This window comes from Pseudonocardia lacus, from assembly GCF_018531445.1.
Taxonomy (GTDB): Bacteria; Actinomycetota; Actinomycetes; order Mycobacteriales; family Pseudonocardiaceae; genus Pseudonocardia; species Pseudonocardia lacus.
The window spans coordinates 1-15,359 of sequence record NZ_JAHDTH010000069.1; the positions used below are offsets into that span (position 1 = coordinate 1).

The window sequence follows — 15,359 nt, forward strand, 5'->3', positions numbered from 1 at the left end:
GGGGCCGGCCGCAGGTCGTCGGCGCGCGCCGCCCAGGCGCCCGCGCGGGCCGGCCACAACCGTCCCGCCGGCACCGGCAGGCGCGCCGCGGACCGGCGGGGGAGGTAGTCCGTGGCCAGGGGTGACAAGCAGGCGGCGAAGGCCGCGGCGAAGGCGGCCAAGGCGAGCGCCCGCGACGCGGAGAAGGTGAGCCGCAAGGCCGACCGCCGCAGCAGGCGGGGCCGCTCCCGGGCCGGTGAGTCGAACCTGCCCAAGTACCAGCCGAACATCGCGTTGCGCTCCATCGAGGGCCACCTGACCCGCACCGGCACCCAGGTCATGGCCTGGTACCGGCTGGCCGCGCAGGCCTGGAGCTTCCGCAGCGACACCCAGCGCGAGGTCCTGATCCGCCAGATCGCCGCCCAGCTCGGCGAGCTGCAGGGCCGCTGGCTGCACCTGCGGGTGACCACCCGCCCCTACCCCGTGCACATGTGGGCCGAGTCGTTCGACCACAACGCGCTGGGCCGCATGCCCGACGTCGCGGGCGCCCTGGGTTGGGACGGGTTCCTGGAGGGCGAGCAGCGCCACCTGATGGGGCTGTCGATGTCGGACAAGGAGGTCTTCCTCGGCATCGAGGTCTCCGGCCGCAACGCCCTCGACCGCTGGGTGGACATGGCCGCGCCGGTGCTGGGCCGGATCGCCCCGGCCGCCGTGCGGGCCGAACTGGCCGCGCTGGCCTCCGAGGTCGGCCACCTCGACGCGCTGGTCGCCGGCAGCGGCCTGGACGCCGTCCCGGCCACCGCCGACGACATCGGCTGGCTGATGCACCGTTCGTGCGCGCTCGGGCTGCCCGCCCCGCGCACGCTCTCCGTCGTCCCCGGAGGCGTCACCCGCTGGGACACCGAGGACCTCGCCCAGTTCACCGACGGCGTCGAGATGCACCAGGAGCCGTACGCGCCCACCGTGCGCGTGGTCGGGCGCATCCGCTCCCAGACGGTCGCCCGCAACGTGGCCGTGCTGTCGGTAGGCCTGATGGAGGGCCTGCGGATCCCGGAGATCGACGACCCGTGGATGCAGCACTCCGACCGGCTCCCGTTCCCCGTGGAGTGGTCGGCGCGCATCTACGTCCGCCGGCCGGAGGACGTCACCGGCGAGCTGCAGCGCCAGATGGGCAAGGTGCGCAGCCAGATCCGGCACTACACCCACGACCACGACCTCGACCCGCCCATGTCGCTGGCCCGCCAGGCCGACCGCGTCCTGGAGATCGAGGACGAGCTGACCAGCGGGCTCACCCAGCTCAACTCGCGGCTCTACGGCTGGTGGCGCATCGCCGTCTCGGGCAAGGACGAGGCCGAGGCCATCAGCCGGGCCCAGCAGGTGCTCGACGTCTACCGGCCGAAGGTGCAGATCGAGCACCCGGAGGCGCAGTACAGCTACGCGCGGGAGTTCATCCCCGGCGAGCCGCTGGCCTCCACCGCCTACCGCCGGCGCGGCTCGGTCACCTGGGCCGCCGCGGCCGTCCCGGCGGCCACCGCCTCGGTGGGCGACCGCCGCGGCATCATGATCGGCGAGACGTGCACGGCCACCCGGCGCCCGGTCGCCTGGGACCCGTGGCTGGCCCAGGAGGTGCGGCGGGCCTCCGGCCTCACCGCGATCGTCGGCGGCCTCGGCTCGGGCAAGTCGTTCCTGACCGGGCTCGTCGTCTACAAGACGCTGCGCGCCGGCGCGCGCTGGACGGTCCTCGACCCGTCCGGCCCGCTCGCGGAGCTCACCCGGCTCCCCGAGCTGGCCCCGTTCTCCCGCCACATCAACCTGCTGCGGGCCGACCCCGGCATCCTCAACCCGTACCGCGTCGTGGCCGAGCCGCGCCCGGAGCACTTCGCCGACGAGGAGGACGCCGAGCGGGCGTGGCGCCGCGAGCGCTCGCTGGCCGGGGCCACCCGCCGCCGGCTCGTGCTCGACGTGCTGTCCGGGCTGCTGCCCTACGACGTCGCCCGGCTGCCGCACACCCGCATCGTGCTGCTCCGCGCCGTCCGCGAGGTGGGCGGCGCGTCCGACCGGCACCCCGGCATGGTCATCGACGCGCTGCGCAGGCACGCCAGGGAGGGCGAGGACCACGCCGGTGTGGTGGCCGACTTCCTGGACGAGCGCCGCGAGCTGCCGCAGGCCGCGCTGCTGTTCCCGGACACCTCCCGGCACGACCCGTGGCAGGCCGACCGCGACTACCGGCTCACCGTGCTGACCATGCAGGGGATGACGCTGCCCCGACCGGGCAGCCCGCGCGAGGAGTGGACCGACTCCGAGTCGCTGGCCGTCGAGCTGCTCAACCTGGCTTCCTGGCTGACCCAGCGCACCATCTACGACGCCGACCGCAACACCCGCAAGGGCGTCGCGCTGGACGAGACGCACTTCCTGTCCCAGGTGCCCACCGGCAAGGTGCTGATCGACCGGCTCGCCCGCGACTCCCGCAAGTTCAACGTCCGGGCGCTGTTCGCCTCCCAGCTGGCCGGCGACCTGCTGCGGGTGTCCGGCTTCGCCTCGCTGGTCAACGCGGTGTTCGTCGGCCGCACCGACGACGGCGAGGCGCAGAACGACGCGCTGCGGCTGCTGAAGGTGCCGATCGGGGTGGGCTACGAGCAGATGCTGGGCACGCTCTCGCCGCGCCCGCGCCACGACGACCGCCCGGACGACACCCCGCGCCAGTTCGTCTTCGCCGACGGGCACGGCGGCGTGGAGAAGATCCGCATCGACCTGGAGGCCCCGCACCTGGAGCACGTCCGGGAGGCGCTGGACACCAACCCCGACGCCAGCCGGGTGTCGCTGCGCGGCCCCGCGTCGCCGTTCGTGCCGGCCGCGGTCCGCGCGCCGGACGAGCCGCCGCCCGCCCGGCCGGTACCCGGGCCGCCCACCGGTGTCTCCCTCGACGTGGCGGAGTTCGGCGACGAGGGCGGCATCGGCGACTTCGAGGCCGACTTCGCCGAGCTCGACGACCCGGACGGCCTGCTGGCCGAACCGGCCCCGTCGGCGCCGCCGCGGGCGGTCCCCCGCGCCGCGCCCACGGGTCGGGAACGGCCCGCGGGCGATCCGCACGACGAGGCGACCAACGGCAACGGCGTGCGCCACGCCGGCCGCCACGACCAGGGCGCGTACGCCGCCGAGCTGCTCGACGACGAGGAGTTCGACCTGCTCGGCGACGTCGACCAGGGCCTCGACCCCGACGACGGACCGGACCACGACCGCGCGGCGCACCCGCCCGGCCACCGCAACGGCAGCGGTCCCGTGCCGGACGACGACGTGCGGGCGAGCGGGAGGGTCGTGCGGTGATCCCGGATGGCCCGTCGGCGGCCGCCGGGTGGCTGCCGGCCGTGCTGGTCGTGCTCGCCGCGGTGCTCGTCGCCGCACGGAAGCGTCGCGCCCGCGACGCGGCGGCCGGCGGTGCGCGTCGTCGGCGCTGGCCCGCGGTGCTCGTGGTGCTCGGCATGGTCGGCGGGTCGGTCCTGCTGGGCTCGACGGCGAGCGCCCAGCCGTTCTCCTGCAAGGAGTCCCCGGAGCCCGACCGCCCCGGCACCGGCCTGGTCGGCTCCCTCGATCCGCCGACGTACGGCGTCGGTGAGCCCGGCAGTGTCTACGACGAGGTCGGCTACGCGGGCCTGATCTGGCACAACTACGACCTCGGCTGCGCGGGCAGCGCGGTGTTCAACCCGGCGTCGACCACCGACACCTGGATGGGCAACCAGACGTTCAACGTGGCCAAGTTCGCCGTCGGCGGCGTCAACTGGGCGCACTACCTCATCGCCGACGGCGGCGAGCTCCTCAGCCCGCTGGACGGGCTCATCAGCGACGGCACCCGGGCCATGTACGACGCGGTGTTCAGCAACTGGATCGGCCCGGCCCTGGTGCTGCTGGCCGTGGTGCTGCTGTTCCTCGCCATGCGCGGCGACCTGGCCAGGCAGACCCAGCGCGCGGCGTTCGGCGTGCTCGCGCTGGTGGTCGGCTCGGCGGCGTACCTGGCGCCCGTCGACTGGGCCAAGGTCGCCGACCCGATCCTGCTCGACGGCGTCACCCAGATGCAGGAGGGCTTCCTGGGGCAGGTCGGCCTGGGCAACCGCGACACCCTGCCGACGGTCCTGGTCGACCAGGTGATCTACCAGAACTGGCTGCGCGGCGAGTTCGGCGCCCCGGACGTCCCACAGGCCCAGGAGCTGGGCCGCGACCTGCTGCGGGCGCAGACGTTCACCAAGCCGGAGGTGGCCGAGAACCTGGCCACGCCGGAGCTGGCCGAGCAGAAGAAGGCCGACTTCGCCGCCATCGGCGAGCGCATGGGCGACCGCTACCCCTACTTCCAGGGCGTGTCCGGCAGCCGGGTCGGCGCCGGCGCGCTGGCCGTCGTGCAGGCGCTGTGCATCGCGCTGTTCCAGCTGCTGAGCAAGGTGCTGGTGCTGGTGGCGATGTTGATCCTGCGGCTGCTGGTGATGACCGCACCGGCCATCGCCGTGGTCGCGATCCTCAAGCCCGACGTGCTGCCGGCGCTGCTGCGGGTGGGCGGCGCGGCCGTGGTCAACGCACTGATCGTCGGTGCGCTGGCCGGGCTGCACGCACTGCTGGTGGTCTCGCTGTTCCGGCCGGGGGCGGGCATCGACCTGTGGCTGGCGCTGCTGGTCACCGGTGTGGTCACGGTGGTGCTCTGGGCGGTCGCCCGGCCGTTCCGCAGGCTGGTGTCGATGGTCTCGCTGACCCGCGAGTCGTTCGGCGGGATCGTGCCCGGCGCGGGCTCCGGGCCGATGGGCCGGGTCTGGCAGCGGATGCGCGGCGGTCCGACCGAGGACCGGCAGACCCGCTGGTGGGACGAGCGCCGCTCGGGCGCGGGCGCGGCCTCCGACCCCGACAGCCACCGCCCCGAGGCCGAGGCGGGTGCCGCCCGGGTCCCGGCGCAACGCCGGCCCGTGCCGCGCACGGAGGTCGAGCAGATGTCCGCGCCGACACCCGTGCCGGCGGCGCGGCGCCCCGCCCTGCCCAGCGGTGGCGGCATCGGCGCGGGCGGCGGCGGGGGCAACCCCGGCGCCTACGACCCCACCGAGGTCGACGATCGGGTCATCTACCGCAGGCCCGACGCGGTGCCGCTGCGCCCGGGCGGAGCGCGCCCGGTGCAGGCCGAGCTGGTCGACGGGGTGCCCGTGTACCGCATCTACCGGCCGCGCGCCACGCAGTCGGCCTACAGCCCGACGTCCTACCGCCCCGAGTAGTCGACCCGCCCGAACCCACGCTGACGAGGAACCCCGGTGCCGATCAGGAGCCCGCGCGGCCGCTCCGCCGCCTACCGCGTGATCTGGCAGTGGCCGCTGCGCTCGCCGGGTCGGCTGGCGTTCGTGGTGGTCGTCGTGCTCGCGGTGGCGGTGGGCGTGACCGTCGGCCTGGGCCTGCTGCGGGGCCCCGAGCCGGCCGCCGCCCCGTTCGGCCCGACCACCGCGCGCCCGTCGGCCGGCGCCACCACCCCGTCCTCCGGCACGCCCCGCTCGACGCCGGGCGGCACCTCGGCGGCCTCGCCGCTGCCGCTGTCGGAGGCGCCGACGGAGGCGCTGGACGCCGCCGAGCGGTGGGCCAAGGCGTGGGTGCGCCCCGCGGAGGACACCACGGCGCGGCAGTGGCTCGACCGCCTGCGCCCGTTGACGACCGAGGAGTACATCGGGGTGCTCTCGGGCGTCGACCCGGAGAACGTCCCGGCCACCCGCGTCACCGGTGAGCCGGAGGCGGTGCGGGTCGCCGACCGGAACGTCCAGGTGGAGGTGGAGACCGACGCCGTCACCCTGCGGATCCTGGTGGTCGACACCGAGGCGGGCTGGCGGGTCGCCGGGTACGACCGGGTCTGATCACACGGCCCGCGGGAGCGACGGCGCGGTCGGCGCGCGTGGGAGTATCGAGGGTCCCCACGTGCCGGGCAGTGACAGCCGAGCAGTGACAGCCGAGCAGCGACAGCCGGCAGGGACAGCAGGACACCCAGCAGGAAGCAGCAGGAGACGCAATTGGCGCCCGAACCCGTGGTCCCCGCCTCGACCACCCCCGTGCGGGACTACCTCGACCGCCCGACCCCCGGCGCGACGCAGGACCACCTCGTCGTCCCCCGCTCGCTGGCCCAGTCCATGCCGCTGCGCTGGCAGCAGGTCTTCGTCGGCCTGCTCGCGGACCTGCACGACGCCTACGGCCACCTCGACTGGCCCGACTACAAGGTCACCCCCTGCCGCTGGGAGGTCCTCATAGACCTCGACGAGCAGCAGGCGATGGCCGCGGGCTACGTCGCCGAGCTCGGCCCCGACGGCCAGCTGGAGTACCGCGAGGCGCAGACCGACGAGCCGGTGGACGACGCCGCCCACCACCGCGTCCTGGCCCCGGTCGACGACCCCCTCCCGCCGGCGTCGGCCGGTCGGGTGGAACCCCGCCCCGCCGCGCCCCTGGGCGGCCCCGAACCCGACCGCCCCCGCAAACGGGGCCGCTGACCCCCCGCCACCGGCGCACGCGGTGCCAAATCCCTCGGACGGGGAGCCCGGCGAAGAGCGCGGTCGGCCCTGCCTCGTCCCGGCGGATGGCGTGCTCCGGCAGGACGAGAGCCATGCTCGTCCGCGCCGGCGGGTCGGCGGGGCGGCTCGGCGGCGGGCGAGAGTGGCTCTCGTCCCATGTGGTTGGACGAGAGCCACTCTCGTCCGGGTGGTGAGCGGTCGGCGTCGCCGCAGGTGGGGTGCGGGGCGCGCAGGATTCGCGCAGAGCGGGAACACGGGCGCGCGGTGGTGCGTTGGGCGAGGTGAGCAAGTTGAGCGGACCCGGCTCAAGGAGTCGGGACGGGTCCGTGCCAGACTTGAGCGACCTGAACTCAAGCTCCATCGGAGGAACCACAATGGCTCGTGCGGTCGGTATCGACCTCGGGACCACCAACTCGGTCGTCGCCGTCCTCGAAGGCGGCGAGCCGACGGTCATCGCCAACTCGGAGGGTGCCCGCACCACTCCGTCGGTCGTGGCGTTCGCGCGCAACGGTGAGGTGCTGGTCGGCCAGTCGGCGAAGAACCAGGCCGTCACCAACGTCGACCGCACCATCCGGTCGGTCAAGCGGCACGTCGGTTCGAACTGGTCCACCGAGGACATCGACGGCAAGAAGTACTCGGCGCAGGAGATCTCGGCGCGGGTGCTGCAGAAGCTCAAGCGCGACGCCGAGTCCTACCTCGGCGAGGAGATCACCGACGCGGTCATCACCGTGCCGGCCTACTTCGAGGACGCCCAGCGCCAGGCCACCAAGGAGGCCGGGCAGATCGCCGGGCTCAACGTCCTGCGCATCGTCAACGAGCCCACCGCGGCCGCGCTGGCCTACGGGCTCGACAAGGGCGACAAGGACCAGACCATCCTGGTGTTCGACCTCGGCGGTGGCACGTTCGACGTGTCCCTGCTGGAGATCGGCGAGGGCGTGGTCGAGGTCAAGGCCACCAACGGCGACAACCACCTCGGTGGCGACGACTGGGACGAGCGGATCATCGGCTGGCTGGTCGAGCGGTTCAAGAGCTCCCAGGGCATCGACCTGACCCGCGACAAGATGGCCATGCAGCGGCTGCGCGAGGCCGCGGAGAAGGCCAAGATCGAGCTGTCCAGCCAGACCACGGCCACGATCAACCTGCCCTACATCACGGTCGACGCGGACAAGAACCCGTTGTTCCTGGACGAGACGCTGTCCCGCGCGGAGTTCCAGCGGATCACCTCGGACCTGCTCGACCGCACCCGCAACCCGTTCAACCAGGTCATCAAGGACGCCGGCATCTCGGTGGGCCAGATCGACCACGTCGTGCTGGTCGGTGGTTCCACCCGGATGCCCGCCGTCACCGACCTGGTGCGCGAGCTGACCGGTGGCAAGGAGCCCAACAAGGGCGTCAACCCGGACGAGGTCGTCGCCGTCGGCGCCGCCCTGCAGGCCGGTGTGCTGCGCGGTGAGGTCAAGGACGTCCTGCTGCTCGACGTCACCCCGCTGTCCCTGGGCATCGAGACCAAGGGTGGCGTGATGACCAAGCTGATCGAGCGCAACACGACGATCCCGACGAAGCGCTCGGAGATCTTCACCACCGCGGACGACAACCAGCCCTCGGTGCAGATCCAGGTGTTCCAGGGTGAGCGCGAGATCGCGGCCTACAACAAGAAGCTGGGCATGTTCGAGCTGACCGGTCTGCCGCCCGCCCCGCGCGGCGTGCCGCAGATCGAGGTCTCCTTCGACATCGACGCCAACGGCATCGTGAACGTCTCGGCGAAGGACATGGGCACCGGCAAGAGCCAGGCCATGCAGATCACCGGTGGTTCCGCCCTGGGCAAGGACGAGATCGACCGGATGATGCGCGAGGCCGAGCAGCACGCCGAGGAGGACCGCAAGCGCCGCGAGGACGCAGAGGTCCGCAACCAGGCCGAGTCGCTCGTCTACCAGACCGAGAAGTTCCTCAAGGACAACGACGAGAAGCTGCCCGCCGACGTCAAGTCGGACGTGCAGAGCGCGTTGACCGAGGCGCAGGAGGCCCTGAAGGGCACCGACACCGCCACCATCAAGACGGCGATGGAGCGGCTGGCCACCGAGTCCCAGAAGATGGGTTCGGCGCTCTACCAGCAGCCCGGTGCCGACGGCGCCCCCGGCCAGCCCGGCGGCGACCAGCAGGCCCAGGACCAGGGCGACGACGTCGTGGACGCGGAGATCGTCGACGAGGAGAAGGACCGGAAGTGACCCACCCAGCCGATCGCAACGAACGTTCGGCCGCCGGCGGGGACAACGGGGCCGAGGGTGAGCGGGTCGTGGTGAGGGACCGCAGGCGGATCGACCCGGTGACCGGGGAGGTCCGCACGGCGGACGAGGCCACCGCCGACGCCCCGGCCGAGGCCGGCGGGGGCGCCGACGGCGGCGCCCCGGCCGGGGCCGCCGCCGAGCTGGCGGCCCAGTTGGAGGAGCGCACCGCCGACCTCCAGCGGGTCAGCGCCGAGTACGCCAACTACCGCCGCCGAGTCGACCGCGACCGCGAGGCCGTGCTCACCGGGGCCAGGGTCCAGTTCGTCGGCGACCTGCTCACCGTGCTCGACGACGTCGACCGCGCCGAGCAGCACGGCGACCTGACCGGCCCGTTCAAGGCCGTCGCCGACAAGCTGACGGCCGTCGTGCAGAAGCTGGGCCTGGAGGCCTTCGGGCTGGAGGGCGAGCCCTTCGACCCGTCGGTGCACGAGGCCGTGCAGCACGAGGCCAGCAGCGAGCCGGGCCCCACCGTCACGGTGGTGTCGTCGGTGCTGCGGCGCGGCTACCGGATCGCCGACCGGGTGCTGCGCCCGGCGATGGTCACGGTGTCCGACCGCCCCGACGACGGCACCGCGGCCGAGCCGGAGGGCGGCGCCGAGGAGTCGACGGGCAAGCACCGCCTGGCGGAGTGATCCGTCCGCGAGGGCGTGGACCGCGTGAGTCGAGACTGCGTGAGGAGGCGGAGTGACCCAGCGGGACTGGATCGAGAAGGACTTCTACCGCGAGCTGGGCGTCGCTTCGAGCGCCTCGGCTGACGAGATCAAGAAGGCGTACCGCAAGCTCGCCCGTGAGCTGCACCCGGACGCCAACCCCGGCGACGCCCGGGCCGAGGCGCGGTTCAAGGCCGTGTCCGAGGCCTACGGCGTGCTCTCGGACGAGAAGAAGCGCCGGGAGTACGACGAGACGAAGGCGCTGTTCGGGTCCGGCGGCGGCTTCCGCGGCGGCCAGGGCTTCCCCGGCGGCTTCGGTGCCGGCGGGGGCGCACAGGGGTTCGACCTGAACGACCTGTTCGGCCGGGCCGGCGCGGGTGCCGGCGGCGGTGGCCTCGGCGACCTGTTCGGCGACATCCTCGGTGGCCGCGGCGCGGGCGCCGGGCGGTCCGCGGGGGCCCGCACGGCCCAGCGCGGTGCCGACATCGAGAACGAGGTGCGGATCGGGTTCGTCGACGCGGTCCGCGGGGCCGAGGTGCAGCTGCGGCTGGCCGGTCCCGCGCGGTGCCAGCGGTGCGCCGGCACCGGGGCCCGTCCGGGCAGCACGCCGCGGACGTGCCCGACGTGCGCGGGGGTCGGCCTGGTGAGCCGCAGCCAGGGGGCGTTCGCGTTCTCCGAGCCCTGCCAGGACTGCCGGGGCACCGGCCGGCTGATCGACGACCCCTGCCCGGAGTGCCAGGGCGAGGGCGTCACCACGCAGGTCCGCAAGCTGACCGTGCGGGTGCCGGCCGGGGTCACCGACGGCCAGCAGATCAGGATCAAGGGCAAGGGCGAGCCGGGACCGACCGGCGGCCCGGCCGGCGACCTGCTGCTGCGCGTGCACGTCGAGCCGCACCGGCTGTTCGGCCGTTCGGAGCGCAACCCCGACGACCTGACGCTCACCGTGCCGGTGACGTTCCCGGAGCTGGTGCTCGGCACCACGATCACGGTGCCGACGCTGGACTCCACGGTGTCGTTGAAGATCCCGCCGGGCACGGCGAGCGGGCGCACCTTCCGGGTGCCCGGGCGCGGGGTGCAGAAGCGCTCCGGCGCCCCGGGCAACCTGCTGGTCACCGTCGAGGTGGCGGTGCCCAGCCGGCTGGACGACGCGGCCGTGACGGCGCTGCAGTCCTACGCCGAGGCGACGAAGGCCCACGACCCGCGGGCCGACCTCCTCGGCGGTGCCCGATGACCAGCCGTGGCGGAACGCCCGACCCCGACCGCGGAGCGGTCGGGGCGGGCGCTCCGCTGCCGCCGGGCGCCACCGCGGAGACGCCGATCTTCGTGATCTCGGTGGCCGCGGAGCTGTCCGGGCTGCACGCCCAGACGCTGCGCGGCTACGACCGGCTGGGGCTGGTCAGCCCCGGTCGGTCGCCCGGCGGGGGGCGGCGCTACTCGGCCCGGGACATCGCCCTACTGCGCGAGGTGCAGCGGCTGTCCCAGGAGGAGGGCGTCAACCTCGCCGGCATCAAGCGGATCATCGAGCTGGAGCAGATGGTCGACGAGCTGCGCACGCGCCTGGCCGAGATGGCCGATGAGCTGCTGGCCGCGCAGGCGGCCGCCGAGCACGCCGCGGCGTCGGTGCACGCGTCCTACCGGCGCGACCTCGTGCCGGTCGACCGGCGTCAGGCGCTGGTGGTGTGGCGGCCCGGGCAGCGCCGGAGCTGACCGGCCGGCCCGCGGCCCGCTCACTCCATGGTGAACGGGTCGTAGCGGATGCGGTCGAGCGGTGTGCCGGCCACCAGCATCCGGGAGACGGTGGAGCGGATCATCCCGGGCGATCCGCTCACCAGCACGTCATGGTCGGCCCACGCCCCGTAGCGGGTGACGACGTCGGCGAGGGTGCCCTGCTCGGCGGCCGGTGCGCCGTCGGCGGGCCGGCCGGCGTCGACGTCCTGCTCGACGACCGCGACGACGTCCAGCCACGGGTGGCGGTAGGACAGCTCGCGCAGCGCGGCGAGGTCGTAGAGGTCGTCCCAGGTGCGGCCGCCCACGAAGAGCTGGGTGTTCGGCGGCTGCGGCCGGCGGGCGAGGTCCTCGATCACCGCCCTGAGCGGTGCGCAACCGGTGCCGCCCGCGACGAGCAGCAGGTCGCGGCGGGTGTCCGGGTCGAGGTGCATCCGGCCCATCGGCGGCCCGATGCGCCACACGTCGCCGATCGCGGTGTGCGCGACCACGGCCCGGCTCACCCAGCCGCCGTCGACGGCGCGCACGTGGAACTCCAGCACGCCGTCCGGGCTCGGCGCGTTGGCCGGGGAGAGGTATCGCCACAGCCGGGGGCGCCGCGGGGTCTCCACGCTGACGTACTGGCCGGCCCGGTAGGGCACGGGCTCGTCGGTCCGCAGCGTGACGACGGCGATGTCCCAGCCGATCCGGCGGTGCCCGACGACCTGGCCCAGCCAGCCGGCGGGTCCGCGCTCGGCGTCGGCCGCGGCGCGCATCGCCCCGGCGACCACCGCGTACGCGTCGCGCCACGCCTGTGCCACCTGGGGGGTCCACCCCGGTCCGGCGACGGCGGCGAGGGCGTCGAGGAGGGCCTGGCCCACGGCGTCGTAGTGCTCGGCGACCACCCCGAACTTGCGGTGGTCGCGGCCGAGCTGCTCGAGGAACGGAACCAGCACCTCCGGCCGGTCGACCTGCTGGACGACGTGCACGAGCGCGCGCAGCAGCCGGCTGCGCTGGACCTGCATGTTGACCGGGAACAGCGCCCGGGTGGCCGGCGCCGCGGCGAACAGGGACGCGTAGAAGACCTGGGCGGCCTGCTCGGAGCGCGGCTCGATCAGCGCGTAGCTCGACCGGACGAGGTCGGCGCTCGGCGGCAGCTGGGGCGGCGCCTCGACGGGCGCGTGGACGTCGGCGGTCAGCAGCTGTTCCACGGTCATCGGTGGCCGGCTCCTCTCTCACTGCTCGGCGCCGCACAGCAGTGCGGTGCCCGCTCCCGCGCGCGTGGCTCGCGCCGGGGTGGTGGCGTGGCACCCTATCGCCACGACGAACGGATCGTGACCGCGCGCTCGCTGTGCGCCACCGGATCGTGGCACGGCGGATCCCCGGTTCCGGGGACGTGCGCCATCCCGGACGGGGTCGTCGCTCGACGGCGCGGCGTTACGCACCGGGTGCCGAGGGTCACCGTCCGGGTGAACCGGCCAACCTTGAGCGGAACACACTCAACTTTTCTGACGTTGTCCGAGAGGACGGGCGGATCGACGCCCAGGAATAACCGCAGGAGGACGTGAGGGATGGACTCCTTCAACCCCACCACCAAGACCCAGCAGGCCATCTCCGCCGCCGTCCAGGCCGCGGCGCTCGCCGGCAACCCCGACGTGGGGCCGACCCACCTGCTGGCGGCCCTGCTGGCCCAGGGCGAGGGCATCACCGCCCCACTGCTGACCGCCGTCGGCGCCGACCCGGCCGCGGTGCGCGCCGAGCTGACCGCGCTGGGCAACCGGCTGCCGTCGGCCGCGGGCGCCACGGTCGGCGCGCCGCAGCTGTCCCGCGAGGCGATCGGCGCCATCGGCGCCGCCCAGCAACTGGCCACCGAGATGGGCGACGAGTACGTCTCGACCGAGCACCTGCTGGTCGGCCTCGCCTCGACCGGCGGCCCGGTCTCCGATTTGCTGCGCCGCCACGGCGCGACCGCCGAGGCGCTGCGCGAGGCGTTCGCCAAGGTGCGCGGCGGCTCCCGGGTCACCAGCCCCGACCCCGAGGGCACCTACCAGGCGCTGGAGAAGTACGGCGTCGACCTCACGGCGCGGGCCCGCTCCGGCGAGCTCGACCCGGTGATCGGGCGCGACACCGAGATCCGCCGCGTCGTGCAGGTGCTGTCGCGGCGCACGAAGAACAACCCCGTGCTGATCGGGGAGCCCGGCGTCGGCAAGACCGCGATCGTGGAGGGCCTGGCCCAGCGGGTGGTCGCCGGCGACGTGCCGGAGTCGCTGCGCGGCAAGCGGGTCGTCTCGCTCGACCTGGGCGCGATGGTCGCCGGCGCGAAGTACCGCGGCGAGTTCGAGGAGCGGCTCAAGGCCGTGCTCAAGGAGATCACCGACTCCGCCGGCCAGATCATCACGTTCATCGACGAGCTGCACACGATCGTCGGGGCGGGGGCCAGCGGCGAGGGCGCGATGGACGCCGGCAACATGATCAAGCCGATGCTGGCGCGCGGCGAGCTGCGGCTGGTCGGCGCGACCACGCTCGACGAGTACCGCCAGCGCATCGAGAAGGACCCGGCCCTCGAGCGGCGGTTCCAGCAGGTCTACGTGGGCGAGCCGTCGGTGGAGGACACCATCGGCATCCTGCGCGGGCTCAAGGAGCGCTACGAGGTCCACCACGGCGTCCGGATCACCGACGCCGCGCTGGTCGCCGCGGCCACGCTGTCCGACCGGTACATCACCGCCCGGTTCCTCCCGGACAAGGCCATCGACCTGGTCGACGAGGCGGGCTCCCGGCTCCGCATGGAGATCGACTCCCGGCCGGTGGAGATCGACACCGTGGAGCGCGCGGTGCGCCGGCTGGAGATCGAGGAGATGGCGCTGGAGAAGGAGGAGGACGCCGCCTCCCGCGACCGGCTGGAGTCCCTGCGCGCCGAGCTGGCCGAGCGCCGCGAGGAGCTGACCGCGCTGACCGCCCGCTGGCAGAACGAGAAGGGCGCCATCGAGAGCGTCCGCGAGCTGAAGGAGCAGTTGGAGGCGCTGCGCGGGGAGTCCGAGCGCGCCGAGCGCGACGGCGACCTGGGCCGCGCGGCCGAGCTGCGCTACGGGCGCATCCCGGCGCTGGAGAAGAAGCTGGCCGAGGCCACCGAGGTCACCTCCCCGGACGCGGACGTGATGCTCAAGGAGGAGGTCGGCCCGGACGACGTCGCCGACGTCGTCTCCGCCTGGACCGGCATCCCGGCCGGGCGGCTGCTGGAGGGCGAGACGGCCAAGCTGCTGCGCATGGAGGACGAGCTCGGCCGCCGCGTGGTCGGCCAGGACGAGGCCGTGCGCGCGGTGTCCGACGCGGTGCGCCGCGCCCGGGCCGGTGTGGCCGACGAGAACCGCCCGACCGGGTCGTTCCTGTTCCTCGGCCCCACCGGCGTCGGCAAGACCGAGCTGGCCAAGGCGCTGGCCGACTTCCTGTTCGACGACGAGCGGGCGATGGTCCGCATCGACATGAGCGAGTACTCGGAGAAGCACAGCGTGGCCCGGCTGGTCGGCGCCCCGCCCGGGTACGTCGGCTACGACCAGGGTGGCCAGCTCACCGAGGCGGTGCGCCGCAGGCCGTACACGGTGGTGCTGTTCGACGAGGTCGAGAAGGCCCACCCGGACGTCTTCGACACGCTGCTGCAGGTCCTCGACGACGGCAGGCTCACCGACGGGCAGGGCCGCACGGTCGACTTCCGCAACACCATCCTGGTGCTCACCTCGAACCTGGGTTCGCAGGCGATCGCCGACCCGGGCCTCGACGACCGCGGCCGCCGCGACGCGGTGCTGGAGATCGTGCGGCGGCACTTCAAGCCGGAGTTCCTCAACCGGCTCGACGACGTGGTGGTCTTCCACGCCCTGTCCACCGAGGAGCTCACGCACATCGTCGACATCCAGGTCGACCTGCTGCGCAAGCGGCTGGCGAAGCGGCGGCTCACCCTGGAGGTCTCCGACGCCGGCCGCGAGTGGCTGGCGATGAACGGCTTCGACCCGGTGTACGGGGCGCGGCCGCTGCGCAGGCTGGTGCAGTCCGCCATCGGCGACCAGCTCGCCCGCGAGCTGCTCTCGGGGGCCGTCCGCGAGGGCGACACGGTCCGTGTCGACCTCGACCCGTCCGCCGACGGCGGCACCGGGCAGCTGGTGGTCGGTCGCGCCTTCCCGGTCACCGCGCGCTGACCGGCCCGGGTGCCCCGGCGTCACCCGTCGGGGCGCCCCACG

Annotated in this window: 10 protein-coding genes; 9 read left to right on the plus strand and 1 reads right to left on the minus strand. The window is 74.0% G+C overall.

Annotation, left to right across the window (positions count from 1 at the left end; all coding sequences use genetic code 11):
- The first annotated feature begins 186 nt into the window (after positions 1-186).
- The 8 genes from KIK08_RS16420 to KIK08_RS16455 all read left to right on the plus strand — a co-directional run bounded on the left by KIK08_RS16420 (position 187) and on the right by KIK08_RS16455 (position 11,133).
- Positions 187-3,303, plus strand: coding sequence for an ATP-binding protein (locus KIK08_RS16420; protein ID WP_491063186.1), 3,117 nt, complete (start codon positions 187-189; stop codon positions 3,301-3,303).
- Complete coding sequence (locus KIK08_RS16425; RefSeq protein ID WP_214404031.1) at positions 3,300-5,222, plus strand: hypothetical protein; 1,923 nt, start codon at positions 3,300-3,302, stop codon at positions 5,220-5,222. The genes KIK08_RS16420 and KIK08_RS16425 overlap by 4 nt, the downstream gene beginning before the upstream one ends.
- Before the next feature lie 36 nt (positions 5,223-5,258).
- Complete coding sequence (locus tag KIK08_RS16430) at positions 5,259-5,846, plus strand: hypothetical protein (protein ID WP_214404032.1); 588 nt, start codon at positions 5,259-5,261, stop codon at positions 5,844-5,846.
- A gap of 153 nt (positions 5,847-5,999) precedes the next feature.
- On the plus strand, positions 6,000-6,470 hold the full coding sequence (locus KIK08_RS16435) for a hypothetical protein (RefSeq protein WP_214404033.1): 471 nt from the start codon (positions 6,000-6,002) through the stop codon (positions 6,468-6,470).
- Positions 6,471-6,865: 395 nt separating this feature from the next.
- On the plus strand, positions 6,866-8,716 hold the full coding sequence (gene dnaK / locus KIK08_RS16440) for a molecular chaperone DnaK (RefSeq protein WP_214404034.1): 1,851 nt from the start codon (positions 6,866-6,868) through the stop codon (positions 8,714-8,716).
- Positions 8,713-9,408 (plus strand): nucleotide exchange factor GrpE, encoded by a 696-nt coding sequence (gene grpE, locus KIK08_RS16445; RefSeq protein WP_214404035.1) that lies wholly within the window; start codon positions 8,713-8,715, stop codon positions 9,406-9,408. The genes dnaK and grpE overlap by 4 nt, the downstream gene beginning before the upstream one ends.
- A gap of 52 nt (positions 9,409-9,460) precedes the next feature.
- Positions 9,461-10,657: a molecular chaperone DnaJ gene (gene dnaJ / locus KIK08_RS16450; protein ID WP_214404036.1), complete on the plus strand. Its 1,197-nt coding sequence runs from the start codon at positions 9,461-9,463 to the stop codon at positions 10,655-10,657.
- Positions 10,654-11,133, plus strand: a complete 480-nt coding sequence (locus KIK08_RS16455) for a heat shock protein transcriptional repressor HspR (protein WP_214404037.1) — start codon at positions 10,654-10,656, stop codon at positions 11,131-11,133. The genes dnaJ and KIK08_RS16455 overlap by 4 nt, the downstream gene beginning before the upstream one ends.
- 20 nt (positions 11,134-11,153) lie before the next feature.
- Here the strand turns inward: KIK08_RS16455 and KIK08_RS16460 are convergent, their stop codons facing one another.
- Entirely contained in the window at positions 11,154-12,347 is a 1,194-nt protein-coding gene (locus tag KIK08_RS16460) for a globin domain-containing protein (RefSeq protein WP_214404038.1), read from the minus strand.
- Between the two features lie 354 nt (positions 12,348-12,701).
- On the opposite strand from KIK08_RS16460, the gene clpB reads away from it, so the two are divergent.
- The gene (gene clpB, locus KIK08_RS16465; protein WP_214404039.1) at positions 12,702-15,317 is read left to right on the plus strand and encodes an ATP-dependent chaperone ClpB; all 2,616 of its coding nucleotides are present in this window, start codon (positions 12,702-12,704) and stop codon (positions 15,315-15,317) included.
- Positions 15,318-15,359 lie beyond the last annotated feature (42 nt).

Excerpts from the sequence above, each read along its gene's own strand:
- clpB (WP_214404039.1), top strand. The coding sequence starts at position 12,702 with ATGGACTCCTTCAACCCCACCACCAAGACCCAGCAGGCCATCTCCGCC.
- dnaK (WP_214404034.1), top strand. The coding sequence starts at position 6,866 with ATGGCTCGTGCGGTCGGTATCGACCTCGGGACCACCAACTCGGTCGTC.
- KIK08_RS16460 (WP_214404038.1), bottom strand. The coding sequence starts at position 12,347 with ATGACCGTGGAACAGCTGCTGACCGCCGACGTCCACGCGCCCGTCGAG.
- KIK08_RS16455 (WP_214404037.1), top strand. The coding sequence starts at position 10,654 with ATGACCAGCCGTGGCGGAACGCCCGACCCCGACCGCGGAGCGGTCGGG.